This window comes from Mucilaginibacter sp. RCC_168 (assembly GCF_041355315.1).
In the GTDB taxonomy this organism is placed as follows: domain Bacteria; phylum Bacteroidota; class Bacteroidia; order Sphingobacteriales; family Sphingobacteriaceae; genus Mucilaginibacter.
The window spans coordinates 29376-51263 of record NZ_JBFUPN010000019.1; the positions used below are offsets into that span (position 1 = coordinate 29376).

The 21888-nt window shown below is 41.5% G+C and carries 23 protein-coding genes and 1 tRNA gene; 9 read left to right on the forward strand and 15 right to left on the reverse strand.

Going from position 1 to position 21888, the window contains the following annotated elements; all coding sequences use genetic code 11:
- The first annotated feature begins 377 nt into the window (after positions 1–377).
- The 4 genes from AB6735_RS18385 to AB6735_RS18400 all read left to right on the forward strand — a co-directional run bounded on the left by AB6735_RS18385 (position 378) and on the right by AB6735_RS18400 (position 3181).
- Entirely contained in the window at positions 378–899 is a 522-nt protein-coding gene (locus AB6735_RS18385) for a hypothetical protein (RefSeq protein ID WP_370997321.1), read from the forward strand.
- Between the two features lie 38 nt (positions 900–937).
- On the forward strand, positions 938–1570 hold the full coding sequence (locus AB6735_RS18390; protein ID WP_370997322.1) for a hypothetical protein: 633 nt from the start codon (positions 938–940) through the stop codon (positions 1568–1570).
- Positions 1546–2328 (forward strand): sensor histidine kinase, encoded by a 783-nt coding sequence (locus AB6735_RS18395; protein WP_370997323.1) that lies wholly within the window; start codon positions 1546–1548, stop codon positions 2326–2328. The genes AB6735_RS18390 and AB6735_RS18395 overlap by 25 nt, the downstream gene beginning before the upstream one ends.
- Before the next feature lie 199 nt (positions 2329–2527).
- Complete coding sequence (locus tag AB6735_RS18400; RefSeq protein ID WP_370997324.1) at positions 2528–3181, forward strand: response regulator; 654 nt, start codon at positions 2528–2530, stop codon at positions 3179–3181.
- Positions 3182–3192: 11 nt separating this feature from the next.
- Here AB6735_RS18400 and AB6735_RS18405 read toward each other — a convergent pair whose 3' ends face one another.
- Positions 3193–4089, reverse strand: coding sequence for an AraC family transcriptional regulator (locus AB6735_RS18405; protein ID WP_370997325.1), 897 nt, complete (start codon positions 4087–4089; stop codon positions 3193–3195).
- A gap of 126 nt (positions 4090–4215) precedes the next feature.
- Between AB6735_RS18405 and AB6735_RS18410 the strand changes: the two genes are divergently transcribed.
- The gene (locus AB6735_RS18410) at positions 4216–5037 is read left to right on the forward strand and encodes a phytanoyl-CoA dioxygenase family protein (RefSeq protein ID WP_370997326.1); all 822 of its coding nucleotides are present in this window, start codon (positions 4216–4218) and stop codon (positions 5035–5037) included.
- A gap of 164 nt (positions 5038–5201) precedes the next feature.
- Here the strand turns inward: AB6735_RS18410 and AB6735_RS18415 are convergent, their stop codons facing one another.
- From AB6735_RS18415 to AB6735_RS18440, 6 genes are read right to left on the reverse strand one after another with little or no spacing between them, the layout of a single operon-like run.
- Positions 5202–6194, reverse strand: coding sequence for an L-histidine N(alpha)-methyltransferase (locus AB6735_RS18415; protein WP_370997328.1), 993 nt, complete (start codon positions 6192–6194; stop codon positions 5202–5204).
- A gap of 18 nt (positions 6195–6212) precedes the next feature.
- Complete coding sequence (gene egtB, locus AB6735_RS18420; RefSeq protein WP_370997329.1) at positions 6213–7361, reverse strand: ergothioneine biosynthesis protein EgtB; 1149 nt, start codon at positions 7359–7361, stop codon at positions 6213–6215.
- Positions 7362–7365: 4 nt separating this feature from the next.
- Entirely contained in the window at positions 7366–8940 is a 1575-nt protein-coding gene (locus AB6735_RS18425; protein WP_370997330.1) for an ABC transporter permease/substrate-binding protein, read from the reverse strand.
- Positions 8933–9895: an ABC transporter ATP-binding protein gene (locus AB6735_RS18430; RefSeq protein WP_370997331.1), complete on the reverse strand. Its 963-nt coding sequence runs from the start codon at positions 9893–9895 to the stop codon at positions 8933–8935. The genes AB6735_RS18425 and AB6735_RS18430 overlap by 8 nt, the downstream gene beginning before the upstream one ends.
- Positions 9896–9905: 10 nt before the next feature.
- Positions 9906–11291, reverse strand: coding sequence for a mercuric reductase (locus tag AB6735_RS18435; protein WP_370997332.1), 1386 nt, complete (start codon positions 11289–11291; stop codon positions 9906–9908).
- Between the two features lies 1 nt (position 11292).
- Positions 11293–11574, reverse strand: a complete 282-nt coding sequence (locus AB6735_RS18440; protein ID WP_370997333.1) for a DUF427 domain-containing protein — start codon at positions 11572–11574, stop codon at positions 11293–11295.
- Between the two features lie 193 nt (positions 11575–11767).
- Between AB6735_RS18440 and AB6735_RS18445 the strand changes: the two genes are divergently transcribed.
- From AB6735_RS18445 to AB6735_RS18455, 3 genes are all read left to right on the forward strand, one after another.
- Positions 11768–11839 (forward strand) — tRNA-Glu (locus AB6735_RS18445).
- 500 nt (positions 11840–12339) lie between these two features.
- Complete coding sequence (locus tag AB6735_RS18450) at positions 12340–12729, forward strand: hypothetical protein (RefSeq protein ID WP_370997334.1); 390 nt, start codon at positions 12340–12342, stop codon at positions 12727–12729.
- 19 nt (positions 12730–12748) lie between these two features.
- Positions 12749–13225, forward strand: a complete 477-nt coding sequence (locus tag AB6735_RS18455; protein WP_370997336.1) for an HAD domain-containing protein — start codon at positions 12749–12751, stop codon at positions 13223–13225.
- 440 nt (positions 13226–13665) lie between these two features.
- On the opposite strand, the gene AB6735_RS18460 is transcribed toward AB6735_RS18455, so the two are convergent.
- Positions 13666–13911 carry a hypothetical protein gene (locus tag AB6735_RS18460; RefSeq protein WP_370997338.1) on the reverse strand — a complete coding sequence of 82 codons (246 nt, stop codon included), beginning with the start codon at positions 13909–13911 and terminating at the stop codon, positions 13666–13668.
- Between the two features lie 485 nt (positions 13912–14396).
- On the opposite strand from AB6735_RS18460, the gene AB6735_RS18465 reads away from it, so the two are divergent.
- A complete protein-coding gene (locus AB6735_RS18465; protein WP_370997339.1) occupies positions 14397–14864 on the forward strand; it encodes a DUF2147 domain-containing protein in 468 nt (155 codons plus the stop codon).
- Positions 14865–14885: 21 nt separating this feature from the next.
- Here the strand turns inward: AB6735_RS18465 and AB6735_RS18470 are convergent, their stop codons facing one another.
- The 7 genes from AB6735_RS18470 to AB6735_RS18500 all read right to left on the reverse strand — a co-directional run bounded on the left by AB6735_RS18470 (position 14886) and on the right by AB6735_RS18500 (position 21881).
- Complete coding sequence (locus AB6735_RS18470; protein ID WP_370997341.1) at positions 14886–15986, reverse strand: AI-2E family transporter; 1101 nt, start codon at positions 15984–15986, stop codon at positions 14886–14888.
- Between the two features lie 11 nt (positions 15987–15997).
- Entirely contained in the window at positions 15998–16891 is an 894-nt protein-coding gene (locus tag AB6735_RS18475) for a cation diffusion facilitator family transporter (RefSeq protein ID WP_370997342.1), read from the reverse strand.
- Positions 16892–17045: 154 nt separating this feature from the next.
- The gene (locus tag AB6735_RS18480) at positions 17046–17273 is read right to left on the reverse strand and encodes a c-type cytochrome (protein WP_370997344.1); all 228 of its coding nucleotides are present in this window, start codon (positions 17271–17273) and stop codon (positions 17046–17048) included.
- A 797-nt stretch (positions 17274–18070) separates the two neighbouring features.
- Positions 18071–18394, reverse strand: a complete 324-nt coding sequence (locus AB6735_RS18485; protein WP_370997346.1) for a hypothetical protein — start codon at positions 18392–18394, stop codon at positions 18071–18073.
- Positions 18384–19718 (reverse strand): acyclic terpene utilization AtuA family protein, encoded by a 1335-nt coding sequence (locus AB6735_RS18490; RefSeq protein ID WP_370997347.1) that lies wholly within the window; start codon positions 19716–19718, stop codon positions 18384–18386. The genes AB6735_RS18485 and AB6735_RS18490 overlap by 11 nt, the downstream gene beginning before the upstream one ends.
- Complete coding sequence (locus tag AB6735_RS18495) at positions 19719–21014, reverse strand: CitMHS family transporter (protein WP_370997348.1); 1296 nt, start codon at positions 21012–21014, stop codon at positions 19719–19721.
- A gap of 3 nt (positions 21015–21017) precedes the next feature.
- A complete protein-coding gene (locus AB6735_RS18500; RefSeq protein ID WP_370997349.1) occupies positions 21018–21881 on the reverse strand; it encodes an alpha/beta hydrolase in 864 nt (287 codons plus the stop codon).
- Positions 21882–21888: the final 7 nt, after the last annotated feature.

The following is a 21888-nucleotide window of genomic DNA, read 5'->3' on the forward strand; positions in this document are numbered from 1 at the left end:
CGTAAAGCATCACCCTTATTTTATAGGATCAGTTAATAGTTAGCATAAACCTAAATAATAAAATCAATATGGACAATGTTTGCCTAAGTATTGTTAATAATTATTGCATCGATTGCATAAGTGTTTATCATAAATACTTTATATTGCATGATATATGCATATAATATACCCCGCGTAATATTACAGTTTTTGACACGTAAAATTACGTGATATTAGAGCGTCTCTTGCCTGGTTGAAATTCGTTATTTACTGTTTATGAGTTCGTTACGTGATTGTTAATAAGGGGATAAGTTTTAGGTCTCAACCTCAACTTGTTGAATTAATTACTAATTAATGTTAGTTTTATCGTCTAATCCCAAACCCTATTAATTAAAATCATGGAAACAACAACTACAGCAACTGGAACACAACAAGCAAGAGGTGTTATCACCGGCAACGAAGGCGCCGTTATAAGCCTTGATGAGGCTGCATTATATACTGCCAATCACAGGCATCGTAGTCCCAAAGGGTCTGCTATTTCTCAACTTTTCGGGCAGGTTATTGTCAATAAGATCCTTGCACAGCCGGGCTGCCTTGCTCTCCGTATTTATTATGCCAACAGGCAACAGTTAACCGGTTTTCAGCGTTTTTTTGTAGCCATAGGCAATTTCTTTATCAAAACGATTGCTCACGCCGATGGCGATATGCGCTTTGTAATATCGGGTGTCACTGAAGATGGGGAAGATATGCTGCCGCATGATACGAAAGGTGAAACGGTGATGTCCACAACTTTTTCAACGCACGAAAAAACATATAAATTGATGGCAGCTCAGCAAGATGGTAACAGTGTAGGTGATCAATCAGCGCCATGCCCTGGAACAGCCGGATGTCCTTCAAATGCATTGACTGGTGGTTATTGATCGAGGTAGAAGGACCAGTATAAAATAACAGCACATAAATGGGATTTATATTTACAATGCTTTCTGTTATATCCGGCGCAATTCCAGTACTTGCCGCACTATTTAATTATAGGCAGATGGATAGCATATTAAAAATAGCAGCCGCTTATTTTTTTGTGTCGTTTTTGTTTGACCAGGGCTTTTGGATTGCATTAAATGCAGGAAATAATAGTTTGAACGATATGCCATTCGTTCATTTGTATTTATTTGTCAGTCTCGGATTTTATAGTGTTATATATTACCATTTAATTTTAAATTCAATATTAAAAAAGATAACCCTGATACTGGCAGTAGTGACGTTGATTGCCTTTTTATATAATTCTTTAAAATTATTGTCGTATCCAACTATTTCAAATACTGCTTTAAGTATTTTTCTCATCATATTATCTTTGGTATATTTTTATCAGCTTTTAAACCGACAAGAATATGTATATATCGAAAAACAAGGGTGGTTTTGGATAAATGCTGGTATATTGTTTTATTCGGCGGTAAATATCTTTTTATTTATGCTGTTTAATCAAATCCCTAAAGATCTAAGGCCTAATATTTTTATTATTCACAGTTCAACCAATATAATTGCTAATTTATTATACTCAATAGGATTACTTTGCAAGCCCCAGAAAACAACCTGATCCCGGTACTCATTATCGGGACATTAGTGGTTGTTATATTAATTACTTGCCTGTTTTTCTTCGTGATCATTTATCAGCGTAAAATGATAAAGAGTCAGGTAGAATTACGAAAGCTGCATGATCAGCGGCAAGGCGATTTGATGAACGCTGTTTTTGAAACACAGGAGAGCGAACGCAAGCGCCTTGCCGAAGATTTGCATGATAGTGTGGGGCAGGTATTATCAGCCATTAAGCTTAATATGCACCGGTTGGATAAAAATTGCATCAGCGAAAGTTCCCAGCCCCTGCTGGCCGATACCCGGAGACTTATTGACGAAAGTATCCAGGAAATACGCAACATTATCCACAATGTTTTGCCCCCCGTGCTTACCGACTATGGTTTTTTGATAGCCCTGGAAGCCCTGGGCAATAAGGTAGAACAAGCCACCCGTATCAAAGTAAGGTTCGAAAAAAAAATAGCCGATCAGCGCTTTCCAAATGAAGTTGAGCTGGCGTTATACCGTATAGCCCAGGAGCTTTTTGGTAATGCCATTAAACATGCGGATGCCACCATTATCCACCTTTCGGTAAAGCAGGAAGGCGATTTTATGATCATGGAATTTAAGGATAATGGTGTTGGGTTTAAGCTAAATGAAGTAAAACATGGGTTTGGTATCAAGAACCTCGAAAGCCGTGTACAGCTCATCAACGGCGAAATTAACATTATAAGCAAACCCACGGCTGGCACGTTTACCACTATAAAATTAAAAATAGCATAATTTGGTATCAAGTCGCTAGTATCAAGTATCAAGACATTCTTGTATGGTGCTGTATGTAAAGTCGCTAATAATCGTAATGCTTGATACTAATATGTTGATTATAAGGTATATTTGTTTTAAAGCCGCGGATAATCGTGATACTTGATACTAGCGACTTGATACTAACTATTTGCTATATTAGCCAACTATTTGTTACACAATGAGTACGATAAAATTAGGCATTATTGATGATCATAAAATTTTCAGGAACGGATTAAAAGCAACGTTAGAAGATTGTGAAGATTTTGACCTGATATTGGAAGCATCAAATGGCAAAGAACTGGTGGGTTTATTAGTCGATAAATCGCCGGATGTGTTATTGATGGATATCAAGATGCCCGAAATGGATGGCATTCAAACCGCCGATTATGTGCATCAGCATTATAAGCACATCAAGATATTGGCGCTATCCATGTTTAATGAAGACAAATATATTGTGGATATGATGAAAGCCGGGGCATCGGGCTACCTCCTTAAAAATGCCGAGCCGGAGGAGATCATAGAAGCTATATCAACGGTATATCACAAGGGTTTTTACTTTAATGAACACCTGTCTATAACGCTAATCAAACAACTGGTTACTAATGAGCACGGCGATAACCTCCCTAATAATAAAGCCGACCTTAACGAACGAGAAATTGAGGTGTTGAAACTGGTTTGCCAGGAATACTCCAACCAGGAAATAGCCGATAAAATATTCCTGAGCGTACGAACCGTAGAAGGGTACCGGGCACGATTGTTTGAAAAAACATGCTCAAAAAACCTGGTAGGCCTGGTTATATATGCTATTAAGCGTGGTATAATCAGTGTATAGCGCCTCTGGTGTTAAGCTGATAATTTTTTGCCGTCGTTGAGCAGGTTGCGCATAAACCTTTTGCGGTAATTAAGCGGACTCAGGTGCATTTTAGCCTTAAACATTTTATAAAAGTGCGATACATCGCCAAAACCGCTTTCAAACGATATTTCTGATATGGGCTTGTCTGTTTGTACCAACTGTTGTATGGCATAGTTGAGTCTGTATTCAATAATGGTTTCCATAAATGTTTTACGGGTTACCTTTTTAAAGTACTTGCAAAACGCGTTGGTGGTCATGTTGGCTATACCTGCGGCGGCATCTAATGAAACCTGTTTCCTGAAATTTTCAACCAGATAGGCTAATACCGGGTTTATCCGCTCACGCTCGGCCAGGGAACGCTCAGCTATTACCCGGTGCTGATCAAGCAGAATATATTCCTCGGATGAGGCCATGCGCTGCAGTATTTCAAGCAGGGATATCAATATCCTGAAGTTGCTTTTTTCATCAGCCAGTTTTAGCAAAAGCTCCTTTACTTCTTTCTGGGTATCAGAGTGAAATAAAATGCCGCTGGCGCTTTTTTGAAAAAGTTGCTTAATATGTTGTAGTTCAAATTTATTAAAAAACTCATCGCCCAAAAAAGCGTCGTTAAACTGTATCACTATGGCGCTGGCGTCCTCAATAGATATTTCTCCGGATTCCAGTTTCCAGCAATGCGGCAAATTGGGGCCGAGCAATACCAGGTCGCCCGAAACAAAATCTTCCATGTGGCTGCCTACGTAGCGTTTACCTGTGCCTCTTATAACACATGTGAGTTCGTATTCTTCATGAAAATGGTAAGGGGCGTCAAATGCCAGTTTATCAAACTTTCTGACAAGGAATGATTGACTGTTCGCGGGCTGAAGGACTTCGTAAGAGGCTTTGATCATTGCAAATATTAACGTAAAGTAATGAATTTTATTGGCGAGTGGATAATATGCGCCACTTTCCTGCCATTCATTTCATTTTTTTTTATATAAAGATAAGCTTACTTTGAAAAAAAAGCTAATAAAATTATGATTAGTGCATTTACCTATCTGCCTGAGTTGGATGATTTTAAGAAATTGTCGGATGAAAACAAGCAAGAGTTTCAAAAAAAAGGGCATACATTAATTCAGAATATTCTTTCTGAAGAAGAAATAAATGCCTATCGACCTGTGATCGTGGGCGCCGCGGAAAGATGTAATACGGAAAAACGTAAACTGGAAGAAAGGGATACCTACGGAAAGGCATTTTTACAGATCATGAATCTGTGGCAGGTTGATGAGGCCAGTAAAAAGTTTGTTACGGCCAAACGAATGGCTAAAATAGCTGCCGATTTGATGGGGGTTGACAACGTGAGGATATATCATGATCAGGCCTTGTTTAAAGAGCCGGGTGGTGGCCCCACTCCATGGCACCAGGATCAGTACTATTGGCCAATTGATACCCATAATACGGTAACCATGTGGATGCCGCTGGTTGATATTGATGTGGATATGGGCATGTTAACTTTTGCTTCAGGGTCATATGTTAACGGCGCTGTTTTTAATCATGAAATTTCGGATGAATCGGAAACCTTGTTTGATGATTATGTAAAGCAAAAAGGGTTTGAAATCAGTAGAGCTAATACCATGAAGGCAGGCGATGCTACCTGGCACCGGGGTTTTACCATACACAACGCGCCAGGTAATAACTCAGATCAGATGCGCGAGGTAATGACCATTATTTATGTAGCCGACGGTGCCCGAATAACTCCATACAAAAACGAATGGCAAAAAAATGACCATGAAAAATGGCTCATGGGCAAACCCATAGGCGGACTGATAGACTCGGAACTGAACCCGAAACTATTATAATGTTTTTATCTGACCATGATTTTCCTGGTTATAAGATGATTTGCTCTTTAAAGCCATTATGTGTAAATGGCATTGATATCAGTTATATATGAAAATGCTAACCATGAAAAGTGTAAACCATGTAAACTCACTTTCGTAACAAAATGGCCTGCTTGTTCAAAAAATTATGCAGCCACCCAAATGGCATCAATAAACCATTTTTTGGTATCGAAAAATTGCCCTACCGGTACAAAGCCTGTATTGATAGCTATTTGATCGGCCTGCATAATGGTGAATTTCTGAGAGATTTCCATATAGATATACTCGTCCTTTAAAAATGTGATGGTTTCTTTGTCATTGATAGTTACCTGCTGATCAACGGTACTGATCAGATAGCTTTTACAGGCCCCTGTTTCCGGATCATAGGTAGGGTAATGTTCAAATTTAGAAACATCAAAATTGGAATTTAGCTCCCGGTTAATTCGTTCCAGCAGATTCAGGTTGAACCGTTTGGTAATGCCTTCTTTATCATTGTATGCGGCCAGCACCACTTTGGGGTCTTTTTTAAGATCCATCCCGATGAGGGCCATATCTCCGGGTGATAGATGTTTACGCAACTCCCTGCAAAATTCAATAGCATCGCTTATAGGCATGTTGCCAATGTTTGATCCCAGGAACAAAACCACCTTGCGCCTGGAAGAAATAGAGGCTGCTTTGGTGAGCATATGAAAATATTCGCCGTTTAGCCCTGTAATTTGCAGGCCCGGTAAGGTAACGGGCAGAGTCATGTTCAGATAGGCTATTACATTTTCTGAAATATCGATAGGCAGGTATGTGAAGTCGGCTTTTTTCTCCAGTAAATATTTAAGCAGATAAGTTGATTTGGTGGCATCACCGGCACCTAATTCGATAAGATCAAAAGCATCGCCGTCGGCAATAAGGGCATCCGCGATCTCGGCAGTTTTTTCAGCGAATATTTCCAGCTCACAGTCGGTTGGATAATATTCCGGACTGTTCATGAGCTCCTGGAAAAGCTTATCGCCATTGGCGTCATAAAAATATTTTGAATTTAACCGCTTGGGTGTTGATTTTAACCCGGTTATCACATCATTATAAAACAAATTCGTTTTTGTTTTTGATGGGTCGTTCAATTCCGTATGAGCTAAGGTAGAGTCCATATTGAGGTATTTATGCAATTACTTTGCAAGCCTGATGCCAGTAAATTGCCAGCGTAAATTTGTTTGAAAAAAATTGCGATAAGTAATGCGGCTATGTCCCGGAGATGTAGCTTCCGAAGCGCCACGCAGTACTTTTTGGTTCACCATAAATTTGCCGTTATACTCACCAATGGCGCCTGGGGCTTTGGCAAAGCCAGGGTAAGGCAGGTATGCGCTTTCTGTCCATTCCCAGCTTTTGCCCCAGTTAAATTGAGTTGCCGCAGCCTCCCATTCAAACTCTGTTGGTAAACGGAAGCCTTTCCATGAGGCATACGCATACGCCTCAAAATAACTGATGTGGCATACCGGATTGTTCGGATTAAGCAGTTCCAGGCCATGGAAGGTGTAATTATGCCATTCCTCGTCAATTAAATGCCAGTAAAGCGGCGATTCTATCTGGTTGGTTTTAACCCAATCCCATCCCTCGGCATGCCAATGGCGAAAATCATGATAGCCACCACTATTAATAAACTCAAGGTATTCTGCATTGGTTACCAGGTTTGGGCCTATTTCATAACTGTTTAAATAAACCTTATGCCGGTTTAGCTCATTGTCAAAACAAAATCCCTCTCCGGTGAATCCTATCTCATAAATGCCCTCGCTTAATTTAATAAAATCAGTTTCCACGGTTTCTACCTTCGGCGAGTGGTAACTGCTTGAATATGGCGGAAACAAAGGATTATGACCTAAAATATATTTAATATCAGTTAATAGCAGTTCCTGATGTTGTTCTTCGTGATTGAAGCCCAATATCAGGAGTTCTTTAACATCGGCAGCTGGCTCTACACAAAGGAACTTCTCCATAGCTTCGTCCACATAAGCACGATACTGGTAAATATCATTAACGGTTGGGCGACTTAAATTGCCCCTGTCTGTACGGATTACGCGATTGCCAACAGTTTCGTAATAGCTGTTGAAAACATAGTTGTAATTAGGATTGAATTCCTGGTAGCCCATAAAATAAGGTTTCAGGATAAAAGTTTCAAAAAACCAGGTAGTGTGCCCGATGTGCCATTTAGGCGGACTAACATCTACCACTGGCTGTACCACGTAGTCTTCTGTTTGCAAAGGACTGCAAATATATTCGGTACGTTGGCGTACTTTTTTATAACAATCAACTAAATTCATGAAACTATTTACTATTCAAATATCGTTTGAGGTTAGAAATTGTTTTAATATTTAAACTTTTGGCCTGTTGTTCTCTCATCATTAAAGCATATGCATTGTTGAATCCGATAGGTTTTAGCCAGCTTATCTGGTACTGTTTTTTAAATTCGCGCTGCACATAATTGTAAGTGCTATCCTTATTTTTTGTTACCTCACTTATTGTTTTTGATGAGGCTTGTAATATGGCCAGTAAACCAGTTCCCGTATATTCCGGGTAAAAATCTATCTGGTCATTAGTTAGGGCGTCGAAACAAATTTTTGTTCCACCAAGTCCTGTTTTTGTTGATACGCCATAATTGGTATATCCTTTTATAAGCATGCTGTACATATTGGCCAGTATATACTGTTCGCCAAATATTTTGGAACCGATGCGTACTGTGTTCTCTTCATTGCTTTTCCAGGCGGATTTAAATAGTTTATGACTCACTAAGAAATCCCTGGCCACCCGCTCCGGGCTTTGGTGAAGATAGTCAGTACGGTAATTTAAATCAGTCATCACGGAATCATTTATTTTGCCCGATAGCAAATTCAACGTTTTTTCCAGGTCCGGAAATTTTTTCAACGCATCATCCCTTATAATTGGCGCGGCATAGTAAGGTGGAAATATGCCCTTGTCATCATCCAAAACTACCAGACCATAAGCTTTTAATCTCCCATCAGTAGAGTACCCGCTGATTACATCCAGTTCTTTTTCATAGGCGGCCTTGTACATTACCGCATCGCTGATCACAATGGTATGGATCTTTAGTCCGTATTTGCTCTCCAAACCCAGGTTGCCATCCTGCCGGCCCATAAACTCGGGTGTAAAACCCGCTGTAAGTTTGCTGCCATACGCGGTAGGTATAAAATAGAAAGATGATAACAATAGCAATACAACAGGCAATGCATAACTGCTTCGTTTTAGCTTCCTGAAGTTGAGCTTTTGTACCAATGATAGCAGGAAATCGAAAATGATGGCCAATAATGCTGCCGGAATGGCCCCGGCAAGGATCATGTTGGTATTGTTGAGCGATATGCCGCCGAAAATAAACTCGCCTAAGCCACCTGCAGCAATGAAGGATGCCAATGTAGCCACACCCACATTGATGACCGTAGCGGTACGGATACCAGCCAAAATAACAGGCATAGCCAGCGGAAGTTCTACTTTGATCAATATTTGCCATTTACTCATGCCCATGGCCGTGGCTGCCTCTTTCACTGCAGCATCGATACCGGTAATGCCGGTGTAGGTATTCCGGATAATGGGAAGCAAAGCGTATAATAACAAAGCAACAATAGCTGGCTTAGGTCCGATCCCTAATAGGGGGATCATAAAGCCCAGCAGAGCTATGCTCGGTATGGTTTGTAATATTCCGGCAAAGCCCAAGACAGTACCGGAAAGGTTTCTTTTACGGGCGATAATAATACCCAGCGGCAAACCCACAAGCACTGCAAAAAAGAGCGAAATAAAGGTAAGCCCGATGTGCTGCATGGTTTGAACCGCCAACTTATCGGCTTGCTGCTGCATAAATTCCAGTAAAGTTTGCTGATGCTCATTCATGCCCTTGCTTGTTTTTGTATTGATTAAAAGCCGACATGAGCTGCTCAAACCCAACGGTTTTTATTTCGCTTTTATCCTTGCTGATGTTGATAGTCTCAGAATCAATAAACTTAAAATGTTCCAGCGCCGTCCACAAATCAGTATCGGTTGATAATGACGAGGTATGAATTTCCTTATGGTGGTTGGGCAATAGATCCCATATATCCAGCAACTGTATTGCCTTAAATTCCAGTTGCAGACGTTGATCTTTCAAAAAGTCTTTTACAAATTTATTAGCTGGGGTAAACAGTAAATCGGCAGGTGTGCCCGATTGTACAATCTTTCCATGGTCCATAAGGCATATCCTGTCGCCTAATTCAAAAGCTTCCTGCACATCATGGGTAACCATGATAATGGTTTTTCTTTTCAACTCATCAAGTGCCTTAAATTCTTTATGAATAGCGGCTCGTGTAACGTTATCCAGGGAGCCAAAAGGTTCGTCCATCAATAAAACCGGCGGATCAGATACCAGAGCCCGGGCCAGGCCAATACGCTGTTGCTGACCACCACTTAATTCATGAGGGTAAACATGCAGGTAATCGGGACTGAGGTGCAGCTTCTCCATCAGCTCGGCAGTACGATGGGCTATTTTCTTTTTATCCCACTTTAACAATTGTGGTACCACTGCTATATTTTCGGCCACCGTATAATGCGGAAAAAGACCATTGTTTTGTAAAACATAACCAATGCCGCGTCTTAATATTTCCGGCTGTTCATCGGCTATATTTTCCCCTTTGATAAAAATACTGCCAGAGGTTGGTTCAATAAGCCGGTTGATCATTTTAAGCGTAGTGGTTTTGCCGCAACCACTTGTACCTAACAAAATAAGGTTCTCTTGTTCCTGAACTTCAAAGCTAATGGTATCAACAGCCTTTATTTTACCGAAGTGTTTACTTATGCCTTCAACCTTTATCATAAACAGGGGACTAATCTTCCAGGGTCATAAATAGGTTATTCAATGATTCTGAATACAACGGATGGGCGAACACGCAATAGCGTATTCGGTCGTAAGTAATACCGCCCTCCATCGCCATTTGCAACACGGTCATGATCTCACCGCCTTCGGGGCCCAAAACAGTAGCGCCTAATATTTTTTTTGTTTTTGGATCAACAATAGCCTTCATAAAACCACGTGTATCTCCTGTTTCTATAGCGCGGGCTACATAGGCCATCGGTAGTTTGGCCACTTTATAGTTCAATCCTTGTTTTTTAGCTTCAGTTTCATCTAACCCTATCCGGCCCAATTGCGGATCTGTAAACATACAATAAGGTACCGGTCGGTCGTTTATATTCAGATCTTGTTTCTCGATCAGATTACGGTAAACAATGGTATAATCATTATAGGAGATGTGTGTAAACGCCGGACCTCCTTTCGCATCACCCAGGGCATAGATGCCAGGAGTGGAGGTTTCCAGTTTGTCGTTCACCTTTATATTTCCTTTTTCATCTGTCGCTACGCCTGTTTTGATTAAGTTAAGCGCTTCTGTTTGCGGAGTGCGGCCAACGGCTACTAATACATGAGTACATTTGACTTTCTTTTCTTCACCATTTATCGATATGGTGACGGTTATTTTGTCGCTTTTATTCTGCTTGAATCCGATAGCTTGCGTTTGATTATAAATAGTGATAGACTCTGCCTCCAGGATTTTTTGCATCTCGGCAGAGACGTCTTCATCCTCGTGTGATACAATTCTGGCTGATTTTTCCAGTATAGTTACCTTGCTGCCAAATCGGCGAAACATCTGCCCAAATTCCAACCCAATGTAATTGCCTCCCAATATCAATAAATGTTCAGGAACGTAATCCAAATCGAGTATGCTCGTTGATGTCAGATAGTCAATATCATTCAGACCTTCTATCTTCGGGACAAAGGGCTTTGCGCCCGGGTTCAGAAAAATGAGATCGGCTTTTAAGATTTCTTTTTTGCCATTATTTAGCGCTATTGAAATGGTTTTATGGTCGATGAAAGTGGCTTCGCCAAACAATACATCAAGATTTGGGGTCTTTTCAGCAGCATGCAGCCCCCCATTGCGCGAATGAAGCACGATTTCGTCCTTGCGTTTTTTAATTTGGGGCATATCAACCGAGAACTTTTTTACGGGTACGCCAAGTTCCGCACTTTTGCCTGCCATATAAGCTGCTTTCGCTGACGCCACCATGGTTTTTGTAGGCGTACAACCATCGTTTACACAGGTACCACCATAAAAACGTTTTTCAATAATAGCCGTTTTTTTGCCCGCATTAGCCAGCTTTTTAGCTAATGGCGCACCCGCTTGCCCGGCGCCAATGATAATGGCATCGTATTTCTTCATGTTATTCGATTATTTTAACACCTTTCCAGAAAGCCACATAATTGGTAATGTGGTTGGCCGCCTCCTTGGGTTGTGGATAATACCAGGCGGCATCCTGATTTTTTTTACCATCAACATTCAAGGTATAATAGGATGCCAACCCTTTCCATGGACAAGTAGTATGGGTGTCAGTATTTTCAAGGTATTCGGCCTTAACGCTTTCTATAGGGAAATAGTGATTGTTTTCAACCATGATGGTATCATTGCTTTCAGCTATGATCTGATCGTTCCAGATTGCTTTCATAAAGTATGTTTTATTTATTTATAAAGATAGCTTTAACAGGTCAAAGATTTACAATGCTAAAGGCGTGATTTGTTTGAAATCCCTCTAAAACGTGCAGTATTTACAGCTAAAATATTTTTTTTAAATTTTATTTTTAATTTATCTATAAAGCTATATCTTTGCAATCCCAAAACAGGGGAAGGCAAATAAAAATGGCCCGTTCGTCTAGGGGTTAGGACAGGAGATTTTCATTCTTCAAACAGGGGTTCGATTCCCCTACGGGCTACGTAAGAGAAATCTTAGAACACAAAAACCGCTAACAATCAAACTGTTAGCGGTTTTTCTTTTTGTAAAGATCTAATAAATTTAGTTTGAAAGTATTAAAAAAAACAATTAAATTGCTAAAAATCAATAGGTTATATATTGAAATGTGTTCAATTCCCATAAGGGTGTTTTTGACGATATAATAAAGCAAGTAATTGATTGCCAGTTATTTGAAATATTTTGGTAGATCTTTAATATTTGACGAATTTTAATCGGAGAAAAAGTCTCCATTTGCTTCATCTTTTTGATCGCCATCACTTCTCTTTTCGTCATCGAGTATTATTTCGACAATTATTTGAGATACTAAGTTTAGAAATTCAAGTTCGCTCTTTCCAAACTGCTTGCTTGGCTTAACAGTTTTGCGTTTTGCAGGTCTTTTTTTTCATAATTGAGTTTTTGTTACATGTGCAATTGTCATACTGGAAATTCTGATTATTTTTATAATAAATTTAATTATAAAAAGTGCAAAAGATTACAACTGAATTTATCAAAACATTTATAATTTCCCATAATATCGCTTTTGTTGCTACACAACCTAAACTATGTGTTCCCATCATATCAAGAATGTGTCAAAAAATGTCACACGGTATTAAATTTGATGAAATCAAAGTGTGCGACAATTTAATAATTGATGGGCATCACAGATATTTGAGTGCTTTGATTATGGATTTTGAACTTGGTCAAGTACTGAGTAATTCAACTTCCGCAACCAAAAAGACTGCTTGGAATTTAGTGGAATTCGATGAAGAAGATTGGGATACTCAGGCAAAGATTGCCTATCTGAATAAATTAGATGCGAAGTATAATAAACTAGAAATAGAATTTGTTAATCAAATACTTCTGGATGAATAATTAGTCGTAAATTTGTATTATGTTGATTTTGTTAGACATAGATGGCGTAATGGTTCCTGCTAACTCTTGGAAAAAACCAGAGTTTATGGAAGATGGGTTTCCTATGTTTAATTTAAACTCTGTCAAAGCACTTCAGCGGATCATTTCAGAAACAAATGCCTCTGTTGTATTAACGACATCACATAAAACGAAATATAAGGTTTCACAATGGAAAGACTTATTAAAGTCAAGAGGAATTAATCCGAAAAGGGTCCAGAGGTTGTCAACTAATAGTTTGTATGTAAGTCGTAAGGATGAAATATTGGAATGGTATCTAAAAAAGCATGTGCCTAACGAGGAATTTGTCATTATCGATGATGACAAGATGTTAAATGGCTTGCCGGAAAATCTTAAAGGGAATCTCATTTTGACCAGTCCGTCTGTTGGGCTTACCGACGATCTAGCCGACGAGGCTATTTCTATTTTACAAAATAGGTCTTTTCAATCTGCGCGATAGTTAGTATTTAGTTGGAAATCCTTGATCCAAGTTAAGAATTGTGTGATTTCTTGAATACGGTTATCAAAACCTCCAAACACTGTGAAACTATTAATGGCTCGCCTTTTTAATTCGGTTCGCTTTACAAAAACTTACATGAGATAGTTTAATATGATCAATAAATTTATCGGAGATTATCGCCGTATTTATATTTTAATTTCATTGTATCATTTATTTCTATTGTATTAAGCAACTCATAATTATGTTCTGTTATTAAACACAATCCATCAAGAGAACCTCTAAAGCCTAATTATTAGATGTTCATCATTAGATTAGTCATTTTCAACAAAGTCATCTAGATTATTTCTTTTGAAGGATGAAACCCATATTTGCCGTGTACTTAATAAATTTCTATTTCGTGAGGTGTTGAGGAAAATTATTCCACTGAATGATATTTGGACTTAACCTTTAAACCATTTAAACACCTCAAATAAATAGTTATCCAAATTTATCGCTTTAGCTATTCCGAAATCATTTAATTTTCTGTATGGGCTTCCTGGCGAAGGAATCGACAAGCACTGAATTTTACCACCGTTTTTAACATCTATCTCAGCAAAAATAGGTTTTCTGATTAAATTTATATCTCCATCTGTTTTTTCAACAAATTCGTTTTGGATTAATTCAGATTTAAGATAATTAAGTTTCAATTCGGTATGCAGTTCAAAAATATACACTATAATAGTACAATACCACCCATCAGCACAAAAGCAATTGGCAGGCACGGGTCAAATAGGAAGTGTTCGTTACAGGCATAGATTAAATAGGTTCAATAAATAACGGTAATGTCGAAAATGCGTGCACACCTGGGCCGTACTCAACAATGGTAGCAGACAGTCCGTGTCCGATCTACTTCCTCCGGCCCTTCGGCAATTGCAACAATCATAGTTTTCCGGACTGAGTAATGGGTTTTCGTTCACCGGATCTGCACTTGAAAATGAACGCTGCCAGAAATTGCGAGGGACTCACTGGTAAAGTTCGGTTATAGGGATATAAAAAGACACTGGACGAAATGAAGCAAAAAATTGGCGCGCTGACCAATCCTGCATCCCTTTTTTACGACCAAAGCCAAGTAGAGAGAGACAATAAAAGATAAGGCTTGCGGCTATGGCACTTTGATTGCTGTTTATCATTTATGTTTTCAAAATCAATTTTAAAAAGCGCTTTAAGCACTTTACATGTTATCTGTTTCACCACTATCATAGCCGCCGGGCAATCTGTTTCACCTCAGGAGCGTATCTGCGGCAAGTGGGAGTCTGCACAAAAAAATCTCCGGATCCAGGTTTTGCTACAGAATAATCAGTTTAAAGCTAAGATCATTTGGTTTAGCGACACAGAGGGAAAACCTATAGATTACTGGACGGACGTTCACAACCCCGATCCGGCATTGCGGCATCGGAAGCTGTTAGGCATGAGTATATTGAGCGGCTTGGTCTATAAGCCGTCCTCTAATTCCTGGGAAAACGGTATAGTGTACGATTCAAGGCACGGCCGGTATTGGAACGCCTCTGCTTTTATTGGAAAGAAAGGCTTATTGCATGTGCGGGGATATTGGCATTTTAAATGGATCGGCAAGACGATGACCTTCCATCGCATTCCATGACCTTTATTATACAGTAGAATATTAACCTTTTTTTGTAAAAAAGCTTTTAAGCTTATCAAACCATGAAACTTTTGTTCTCGATTTTGAATATCCACCCAACAAGAAGCCATAAGGCTTTAACGTGTCGAAATGACCGCAAACAATCCGGATCATACCGAAAAGCGGAATAGCCAGTACCATCCCGGCTACGCCCCATACTGCTTCGCCGGCCACGATGCAAAAGATGGTAAAAAACGGGTTGAGGTCAACCTGGCGTCCAACAACCAATGGCTGTAAAATATAAGACTGGATAAATTGAACCATACCGTAAGTAAGGAGAATGTACAGAACAAGGCTTGCGTCACCGCCTTGTATAATACCCATCAGTGCGGTCAAGGTTGTTCCAGTGATGTTGCCTACGAACGGCACCATTTCCAGCGTCCCGCAAAGCAGGGCGAAAAAGAGTGCATAACGCACACCTACAATAGAAAAACCGATGCCATACATGATCCAAAGGGACATGATCATCAATGCAAGTCCTGTCAAATACTCTTGTGATACTTTTCCTGTTTCGCGGATCAATTTTTGGACATTTTCCTTCTGTTCGGATGGCACCGCCTCACTTACAAATTTCATGAACTGGTTTCTGAAAATAAGCAGCAAAAAAACATACACCAGCGTCAGTACGACAGCTACCAATATGCCAAATAAACTGCCGGTGCCTTGAAAGAGAAAGGTCAGCGGGGCGGAAACATCTGCATTTTGCAATGCCTTCTTTTGCTGACCGAGGGTTAGGCCGGTATGATCTGAAATAAATGCTGTAGCTTCCGCACCGACCTTAGCCAGTTGCTGTTTGATCTGGCCGGCGTCCTTAAGGATGGAACTTAATTGCCACCCGATAAGCCCAAAGATCAAAGTAAAGGCGGCGATCAGCATGATGATTGCAGCCAGTGCTGACCATGTGCGGTTAAGGCCTTTTCTTTCCAGCCACCTTACCGGCGAGAGTAACAGCATTGCCAATACAAAGGCAAATGCCAGTGGTATGAGAACAGACCGGCCAATATAAAGGATCGCCGTCAGGGCCATCAGGATAAATAAGATCTGGGCGGATTTTGCCACAAAAGGCATGTTTTTGTTGTGCATAGTTTTTGGATTTATACGGGTTCAATAAATAAATGCCGGACATGGGCATAAGCATGCTGTACGTTTTTGCGGACCTCCTTGATTTGTGAGACGGTTTGATGATTCGGCAGGTCCGGCTGAAAGTTTACCTGCAGGTAAAGGACAACCTCGTCTGGTGCCAGGTACATTGACTTTTGAGCCCTAACCTGGCTGATCCCGGCTGACTTTTCCACGATTGCTGCGATCTCCCGCAATTCAGCAGGCGCAACGCTTTCGCCCATCAGCAGGCTGCGGCTCTCGCGGACCAGAAACACAGCGACCAGGGTCAGCAAAACGCCGATAAGCAGCGAGGCGGCTCCGTCTAAATACGGGTTACCCAGCAGTTGTCCAAGAACTAAGCCCATTGCCGCAAAAGTGATCCCGATCACATCAGCGGCATCTTCAAAAAGCACCACAAAGGTGGACGGGTTTTTACTTTGCCGTAGGGCCAGCCAAAAAGGTGTTTTGCCCCGCTCGCGGTTGAATTGCCGAATAGCCGTGATCAGTGAAAAACCATCCAATAAAAAGGCGATAGATAGTACCGCATAGTTCCAAAGCGGATTCCTCACGGGCTCCGGATTTAGCAGATGATCAATGCCCTCAATAATGGAAAAGGCGCCACCCAATACAAAAAACAAAAGGGAAACGATAAATGCCCAGAAATAAAGTTCCCTGCCATAGCCGAATGGCCTCCGGTCATCGGCTGGCTTTTGGCCCCTGCGCAGGCCCAGCAGTAACAACGCCTCATTGCTGCTATCCACAAATGAATGCACACCTTCGGCAGCCATCGCTGCACTGCCGGTCATGAATGCGGCCAATAACTTAATCCCGGCGATCGCAAGATTTGCCGCCAAAGCAGTATACACAGGTGTTCTGGATTGACTCATATGGAACGGTGATAAAAGCAAAACGGCGGCCCGGTTAAGACGCCGTCTTGTGATCTCTATAAATTTCTGTCGCTTCCCGGCTTGAGCTAAACACGCCGCCGGTAATTCTATTAATTTAACCAATAATAAAAAATGATGTTTTCAGTATTTCGGATTACCGCCGTGTCTTTAAAAATGTGAGTATGGAGTGCAACTGCTGACCGGTAAGCATACCGCCATACGCCGGTATATTATCACCGCCATTAACGATCCTTACCTTTATTTGTTCATCGGATAGTCGAAGGTCAGCTTTGGACAGGTCCGGCCCGGTAAGGCCGCCGGTAGTATCTATCTTATGACAGCAGAGACAGCCTTTTTTGTAAAACAAGACAGCGCACGCCATGATCACACTATCTTTGGAATGAACCTCTGTATTCGTCAGCGGCCGCGTCTTGAATGACGGCGACCAGCCCGACCGTTCTCCCAGCAAGAAAGACTCAAAACGAAAGTTGGAAGTTTAAGGAACCAACGGAATTTTTCGGTCACCTGTTAAGACGTGAAATAAAAAAACGTGGGGATAAATCGTGTTCACGTATTGAACATGGCGAGAAGGATACCCTTACTTTCCTTTGGCAAATAGTCAAAAGCGCTACCCGGTAGAATTTGAAATTTTCATTATTCAACCAGGGCTCTCTGCGAAAAACCCGTCTGTGGAGCAACTCAATTTACTTGGAGTTACCAGTTCATACTTAAGAAACAAGGCAGATATTGGACTGACCGTTATTGGTTCAGATTGATAGTTCCATATGTTTTTAGCTAGCTATAATTCATCCTTAATCATTGGTTCAATTAAAGCTAAAATTGCCTCAATGTGTTCAAAGTAACTCCCGTTAACGCTACGTAAGGAAACGTACATAATTGTATGTTTCCTTTTTTTTATGCAGTTAACATCTTGGTTACCACAAACCTATAACTTCTTTTAAGCCCGAAAACGGTGTTCGATGTTTTAATGGAAACTTTTGCTGAATTCTTTTCTGTCAAAGAAAAGTGTCCTGGGAATATTTAATCAAATAGCTTACAAGAACTTAAATTTAGTATGTAATGCATTAGCCGTATTGACTTCGACACGCCTACTGCGAATTTTCATCTCTCAAATGAAAACAATACAATTTTAAAGGACGAAATTATTGATTGCTAATATCAGGTAGTTTCTGGCAATTCAAGATTCATCTCCAGCAGTGCATAACTTAATGTTTTGCCGTGGGTATCCATCACCAACGAAGTAGTAACCCCGCCGGCCAAAGCCTGTAGGCATACAAACTGCAACGCGCAAATATTAGGAAGCTCATACCGGACAATTTCGCCATGTATGACCTCTTTGAAATGTTCCTTCACTTTATCCGCAGTCACCAGATTACAGAGCAGCTCATAATCTTTTTCATCGTAGGGTATCAGTGATAAAATCAAGGTATTGCCTTTATCACCTGCTCGGCTGTGCGCTATTTCATAAAGTTTAATGCTCATAATTTTTCACTATTACCGATGACTTTGCTTTATTCCTGTCAACCAGGATCGACACGATGCCAATTACCTCATTTACGTATTTTCGCACCCCCCCGCCACCCGCCGGCCCATTGGTATAAAGCGCTTCTACTTCCTCACCTATAATCGCTGCCTGATCAGCAGTGGCAGCTTTTCCGGCCACGCGCAAGCGTACTTCATAAGGTTGACAGACATTTGCCAGCGAAGAAGGATGAACCGATGTATGGCCGATATAGTCGGTCCTTAAATCAGGGAATTGGCTTTTTAATCGTTGCTGAATGATTTCACCTGCTAACTGCGCCCTTTCCCGTGCGCCTGCGCCCGCATAAGTGATCTCCCCTTCTCCGGTAAAGCCTGCTTTATACCCGATGCTGACTTTCAAGGTGGATGGCTTTTTATTGCCGCTGCCGCCGGTTACCTTGATGCGATTTTTTCCATCCTGTTTCAAATATACCGTGGTGAAATCTGCGGATACGTCGGGCGTCAGGTATTGATAAGGATTTGTTACTTCGTACAACAGTTGTTCTTTAACAGTCGCTAAGGTTATATTGCCTCCAGTCTCCTCCACTTTGCTTATAGTTGTACTGCCGTCCGGCCAAACATCTGCAAAAGGATGGCCCAATGTGCTCATATTTTCGATTGGCTTTTTAACCGGATCGGCAAAATAGCCACCTGTAATCTGCCCTGCGCATTCCATCAGATGCCCAATTACAGTTCCTTTGGCAATGATATCGGCATCATCCAAAGACCAGCCAAACTCATGTACCAATGGCGCGACAAATAAGGACGGATCGGCTACACGCCCGGTTATGATAATATCAGCGCCTGTCTCCAGCGCCGGTAAAATAGCATTCGCACCTAAATAAGCATTGGCTGAAATGACTTGTCCCGACCGGGAAATGGGATTGCCTGTTTCTATAGCGATCTCATCGCCGCTGATAGATTTCAAAACATCGTCGCCGGTAACTACCGCTACCTTGACGGAGATTCCTTGTCTTTTTGCTATTTCAATAATTTTACCCGCCGCTGCGACAGGGTTTGCAGCCCCCATGTTGGTGATGAGTCGGATTTTATTTTTTTTAAGCAAGGGCAATAACAACGCTATTCGTCGCTCAAGCAGCGGATCATACCCTTGTGCCGGGTCTATCGCTTTTCTTTTTTGAGCTAACGCGATGGTACGCTCGGCCAGGCACTCCAGCACCAGGTAATCCAGATCGCCCTTTTCGGCAAGAATAACAGCAGGTTCCAGTCGGTCTCCCGAAAAGCCCGCCCCACAGCCTATACGTATTTTTTCTTTTTGCTTCATTTATATGCTTATCGCTCCGGTTAATATGGCCATGAGTGTCATTATCAATGTTGTACCAAACGCCCATTTAAAGGTGAATTTTTGATGATCAGCCAACTCCACTTCTGACAATCCCACCAGCACAAACGTTGAGGCGGTTAAAGGGCTTAATGGGAACCCAGTGGTCATCTGCCCTAAAATTGCAGCCCGGCCAATTTCTATAGAATTTATGCCATAATGGGTAGCCGCCGTTTTTAAAACCGGAATCACGCCAAAATAATAGGCATCGGGGGTAAAAACCAAACTCAATGGCATACTGGTAACGCCGACCAATGTCGGCAGATAACCCGCATGTGCTTTGGGAATGATGGAAACCATCGATAAAGCCATAGCGTCGATCATCTTAGTTCCTGTAAGGATACCGGAAAATACCCCGGCTGCAAAAACGATGATGGAAACCGAAAACACATTGGCTGCATGCGCCTGTATCCTTTTTCTTTGTTCGGCCTGCGAGGGATAGTTAATCAGTATCGCTACGGCAAAACCGATAATGAATAAAGCCGATGGGGACGCCAGCGACAAAATAAGCGCTCCGATCAAAATAATGGTCAGAACCGCATTGAACCAGAATAACGAGGGCCTGCGGCTTTCTTTTTGTTCTTCAGACAATTCCTGGTGATGATCATAATCCAGGTGAACAACGCCTAAACGCTTACGCTCTTTTTTGCCAAGCCAAAATGCCACAAATAACACCCAAAGAATTCCGCCGATCATGGATGGAAGAATTGGAATGATCAAATGTGCGGGGTCAGTTTTCATCACATTTAAAGCCCTGGCTACAGTGCCCGACCACGGCACCAAATGCATAACGCCCGCACTGAGCGCGACGATGCAGGGGAGTATCAGCTTCTTCATTCCCAACTTTTTGTAAATAGGGAATAAAGCAGTGATGGTGATCATAAAAGTGGCTGTACCGTCTCCATCAAGGTGAACCAACATAGCCAAAATAGCGGTTCCCAAGGTAATTTTCAACGGATCGCCTTTGGCAAGGTTAATAATGCTCCTGATCACCGGGTCAAATAACCCTGTATCGATCATCAGGCTAAAGTATAATACGGCAAAGATCAACAGGATGCCGGTGGGTGCTACTTGTTTGATTCCGCCCAGTACCATTTCGCCTATCTCCTTCGCCCCAAAACCACCGATCAATGCAAATAAAACCGGTACCAGGATCAATGAAAGCAGTACCGACAGGCGCCTGGTCCGGATCAATCCTAAAAAGACACAAATGGTTAAAAAGCCGAGGATGGATAGCATAGATTAGAGCATTACGCCATTGGCCTTTAAACGTTTACTAAAATACAAAACCTGATAAGGCAAGGCATCCTGCCAGAATTCCCAGGTATGGCCGCCCGGCCGTTCTGTATAATCATGCAAGGTATGGTTATATACCAGGCGCCGGTGCAATTCGCGGTTGGGTTCAAGCAGAAAATCTTCTACCCCGATATCCATTACGATGGGCAATCCATTTTTCCTGATTTGATCGGCCATATTTACCACAGAGTAAGGCAGGTAACTATCCGGCGTCATCGGCCCCAGTATTTTATCCAGAAACTTTGTAAGACCATTAAACCGTTCCGGGGTCAGGTTCCAGGTGGTCATATTTGGGTCGAGCGCCCCGCTCATGCTGCCGGCAGCCGCGAACAAATCAGGATGGCGCGTGGAAAGGTAAAGCGAGCCATAGCCCCCCATCGACAAGCCCGTGATCACCCGGCCTTTTTTATCTTTCACAGTGTGGTACTTGCTATCTATAAACGGGATGAGCTCTTTTATAATGTAGGTCTCAAATTTGCTGTTGGGATCAACCGGGCTATCGATATAATAACTGAATATTTCTCCTTCCGGCATTACAATAATCATATTGTATTGGTCGGCCAGGTTACGCACCAGCATTTTATCAGGTGTTTTGAGCAGCCAGTCATTAAAGTGGCCGAATCCGCCATGCAACAGGTAAAGCACGGGGAAGTCCTTTTTGCTTTTGTTATAGCTATCTGGTAATGCAACGGCCGCTTTGTAAGTTTTATTCATGGCCGCGCTCGGTATTTCAACGGTATCCACCTTTGAAGCATAGCATAAAGGGCTGCAAAGCATGGTGAGCGCAAAAACATAGCAGAGTTTTCTCATCGTTGAT

Excerpts from the sequence above, each read along its gene's own strand:
- AB6735_RS18385 (WP_370997321.1), top strand. The coding sequence starts at position 378 with ATGGAAACAACAACTACAGCAACTGGAACACAACAAGCAAGAGGTGTT.
- AB6735_RS18390 (WP_370997322.1), top strand. The coding sequence starts at position 938 with ATGGGATTTATATTTACAATGCTTTCTGTTATATCCGGCGCAATTCCA.
- AB6735_RS18400 (WP_370997324.1), top strand. The coding sequence starts at position 2,528 with ATGAGTACGATAAAATTAGGCATTATTGATGATCATAAAATTTTCAGG.
- AB6735_RS18405 (WP_370997325.1), bottom strand. The coding sequence starts at position 4,089 with ATGATCAAAGCCTCTTACGAAGTCCTTCAGCCCGCGAACAGTCAATCA.
- AB6735_RS18410 (WP_370997326.1), top strand. The coding sequence starts at position 4,216 with ATGATTAGTGCATTTACCTATCTGCCTGAGTTGGATGATTTTAAGAAA.
- AB6735_RS18415 (WP_370997328.1), bottom strand. The coding sequence starts at position 6,194 with ATGGACTCTACCTTAGCTCATACGGAATTGAACGACCCATCAAAAACA.
- egtB (WP_370997329.1), bottom strand. The coding sequence starts at position 7,361 with ATGAATTTAGTTGATTGTTATAAAAAAGTACGCCAACGTACCGAATAT.
- AB6735_RS18425 (WP_370997330.1), bottom strand. The coding sequence starts at position 8,940 with ATGAATGAGCATCAGCAAACTTTACTGGAATTTATGCAGCAGCAAGCC.
- AB6735_RS18430 (WP_370997331.1), bottom strand. The coding sequence starts at position 9,895 with ATGATAAAGGTTGAAGGCATAAGTAAACACTTCGGTAAAATAAAGGCT.
- AB6735_RS18435 (WP_370997332.1), bottom strand. The coding sequence starts at position 11,291 with ATGAAGAAATACGATGCCATTATCATTGGCGCCGGGCAAGCGGGTGCG.
- AB6735_RS18440 (WP_370997333.1), bottom strand. The coding sequence starts at position 11,574 with ATGAAAGCAATCTGGAACGATCAGATCATAGCTGAAAGCAATGATACC.
- AB6735_RS18455 (WP_370997336.1), top strand. The coding sequence starts at position 12,749 with ATGTTGATTTTGTTAGACATAGATGGCGTAATGGTTCCTGCTAACTCT.
- AB6735_RS18465 (WP_370997339.1), top strand. The coding sequence starts at position 14,397 with ATGTTTTCAAAATCAATTTTAAAAAGCGCTTTAAGCACTTTACATGTT.
- AB6735_RS18470 (WP_370997341.1), bottom strand. The coding sequence starts at position 15,986 with ATGCACAACAAAAACATGCCTTTTGTGGCAAAATCCGCCCAGATCTTA.
- AB6735_RS18475 (WP_370997342.1), bottom strand. The coding sequence starts at position 16,891 with ATGAGTCAATCCAGAACACCTGTGTATACTGCTTTGGCGGCAAATCTT.
- AB6735_RS18480 (WP_370997344.1), bottom strand. The coding sequence starts at position 17,273 with ATGGCGTGCGCTGTCTTGTTTTACAAAAAAGGCTGTCTCTGCTGTCAT.
- AB6735_RS18485 (WP_370997346.1), bottom strand. The coding sequence starts at position 18,394 with ATGAGCATTAAACTTTATGAAATAGCGCACAGCCGAGCAGGTGATAAA.
- AB6735_RS18490 (WP_370997347.1), bottom strand. The coding sequence starts at position 19,718 with ATGAAGCAAAAAGAAAAAATACGTATAGGCTGTGGGGCGGGCTTTTCG.
- AB6735_RS18495 (WP_370997348.1), bottom strand. The coding sequence starts at position 21,014 with ATGCTATCCATCCTCGGCTTTTTAACCATTTGTGTCTTTTTAGGATTG.
- AB6735_RS18500 (WP_370997349.1), bottom strand. The coding sequence starts at position 21,881 with ATGAGAAAACTCTGCTATGTTTTTGCGCTCACCATGCTTTGCAGCCCT.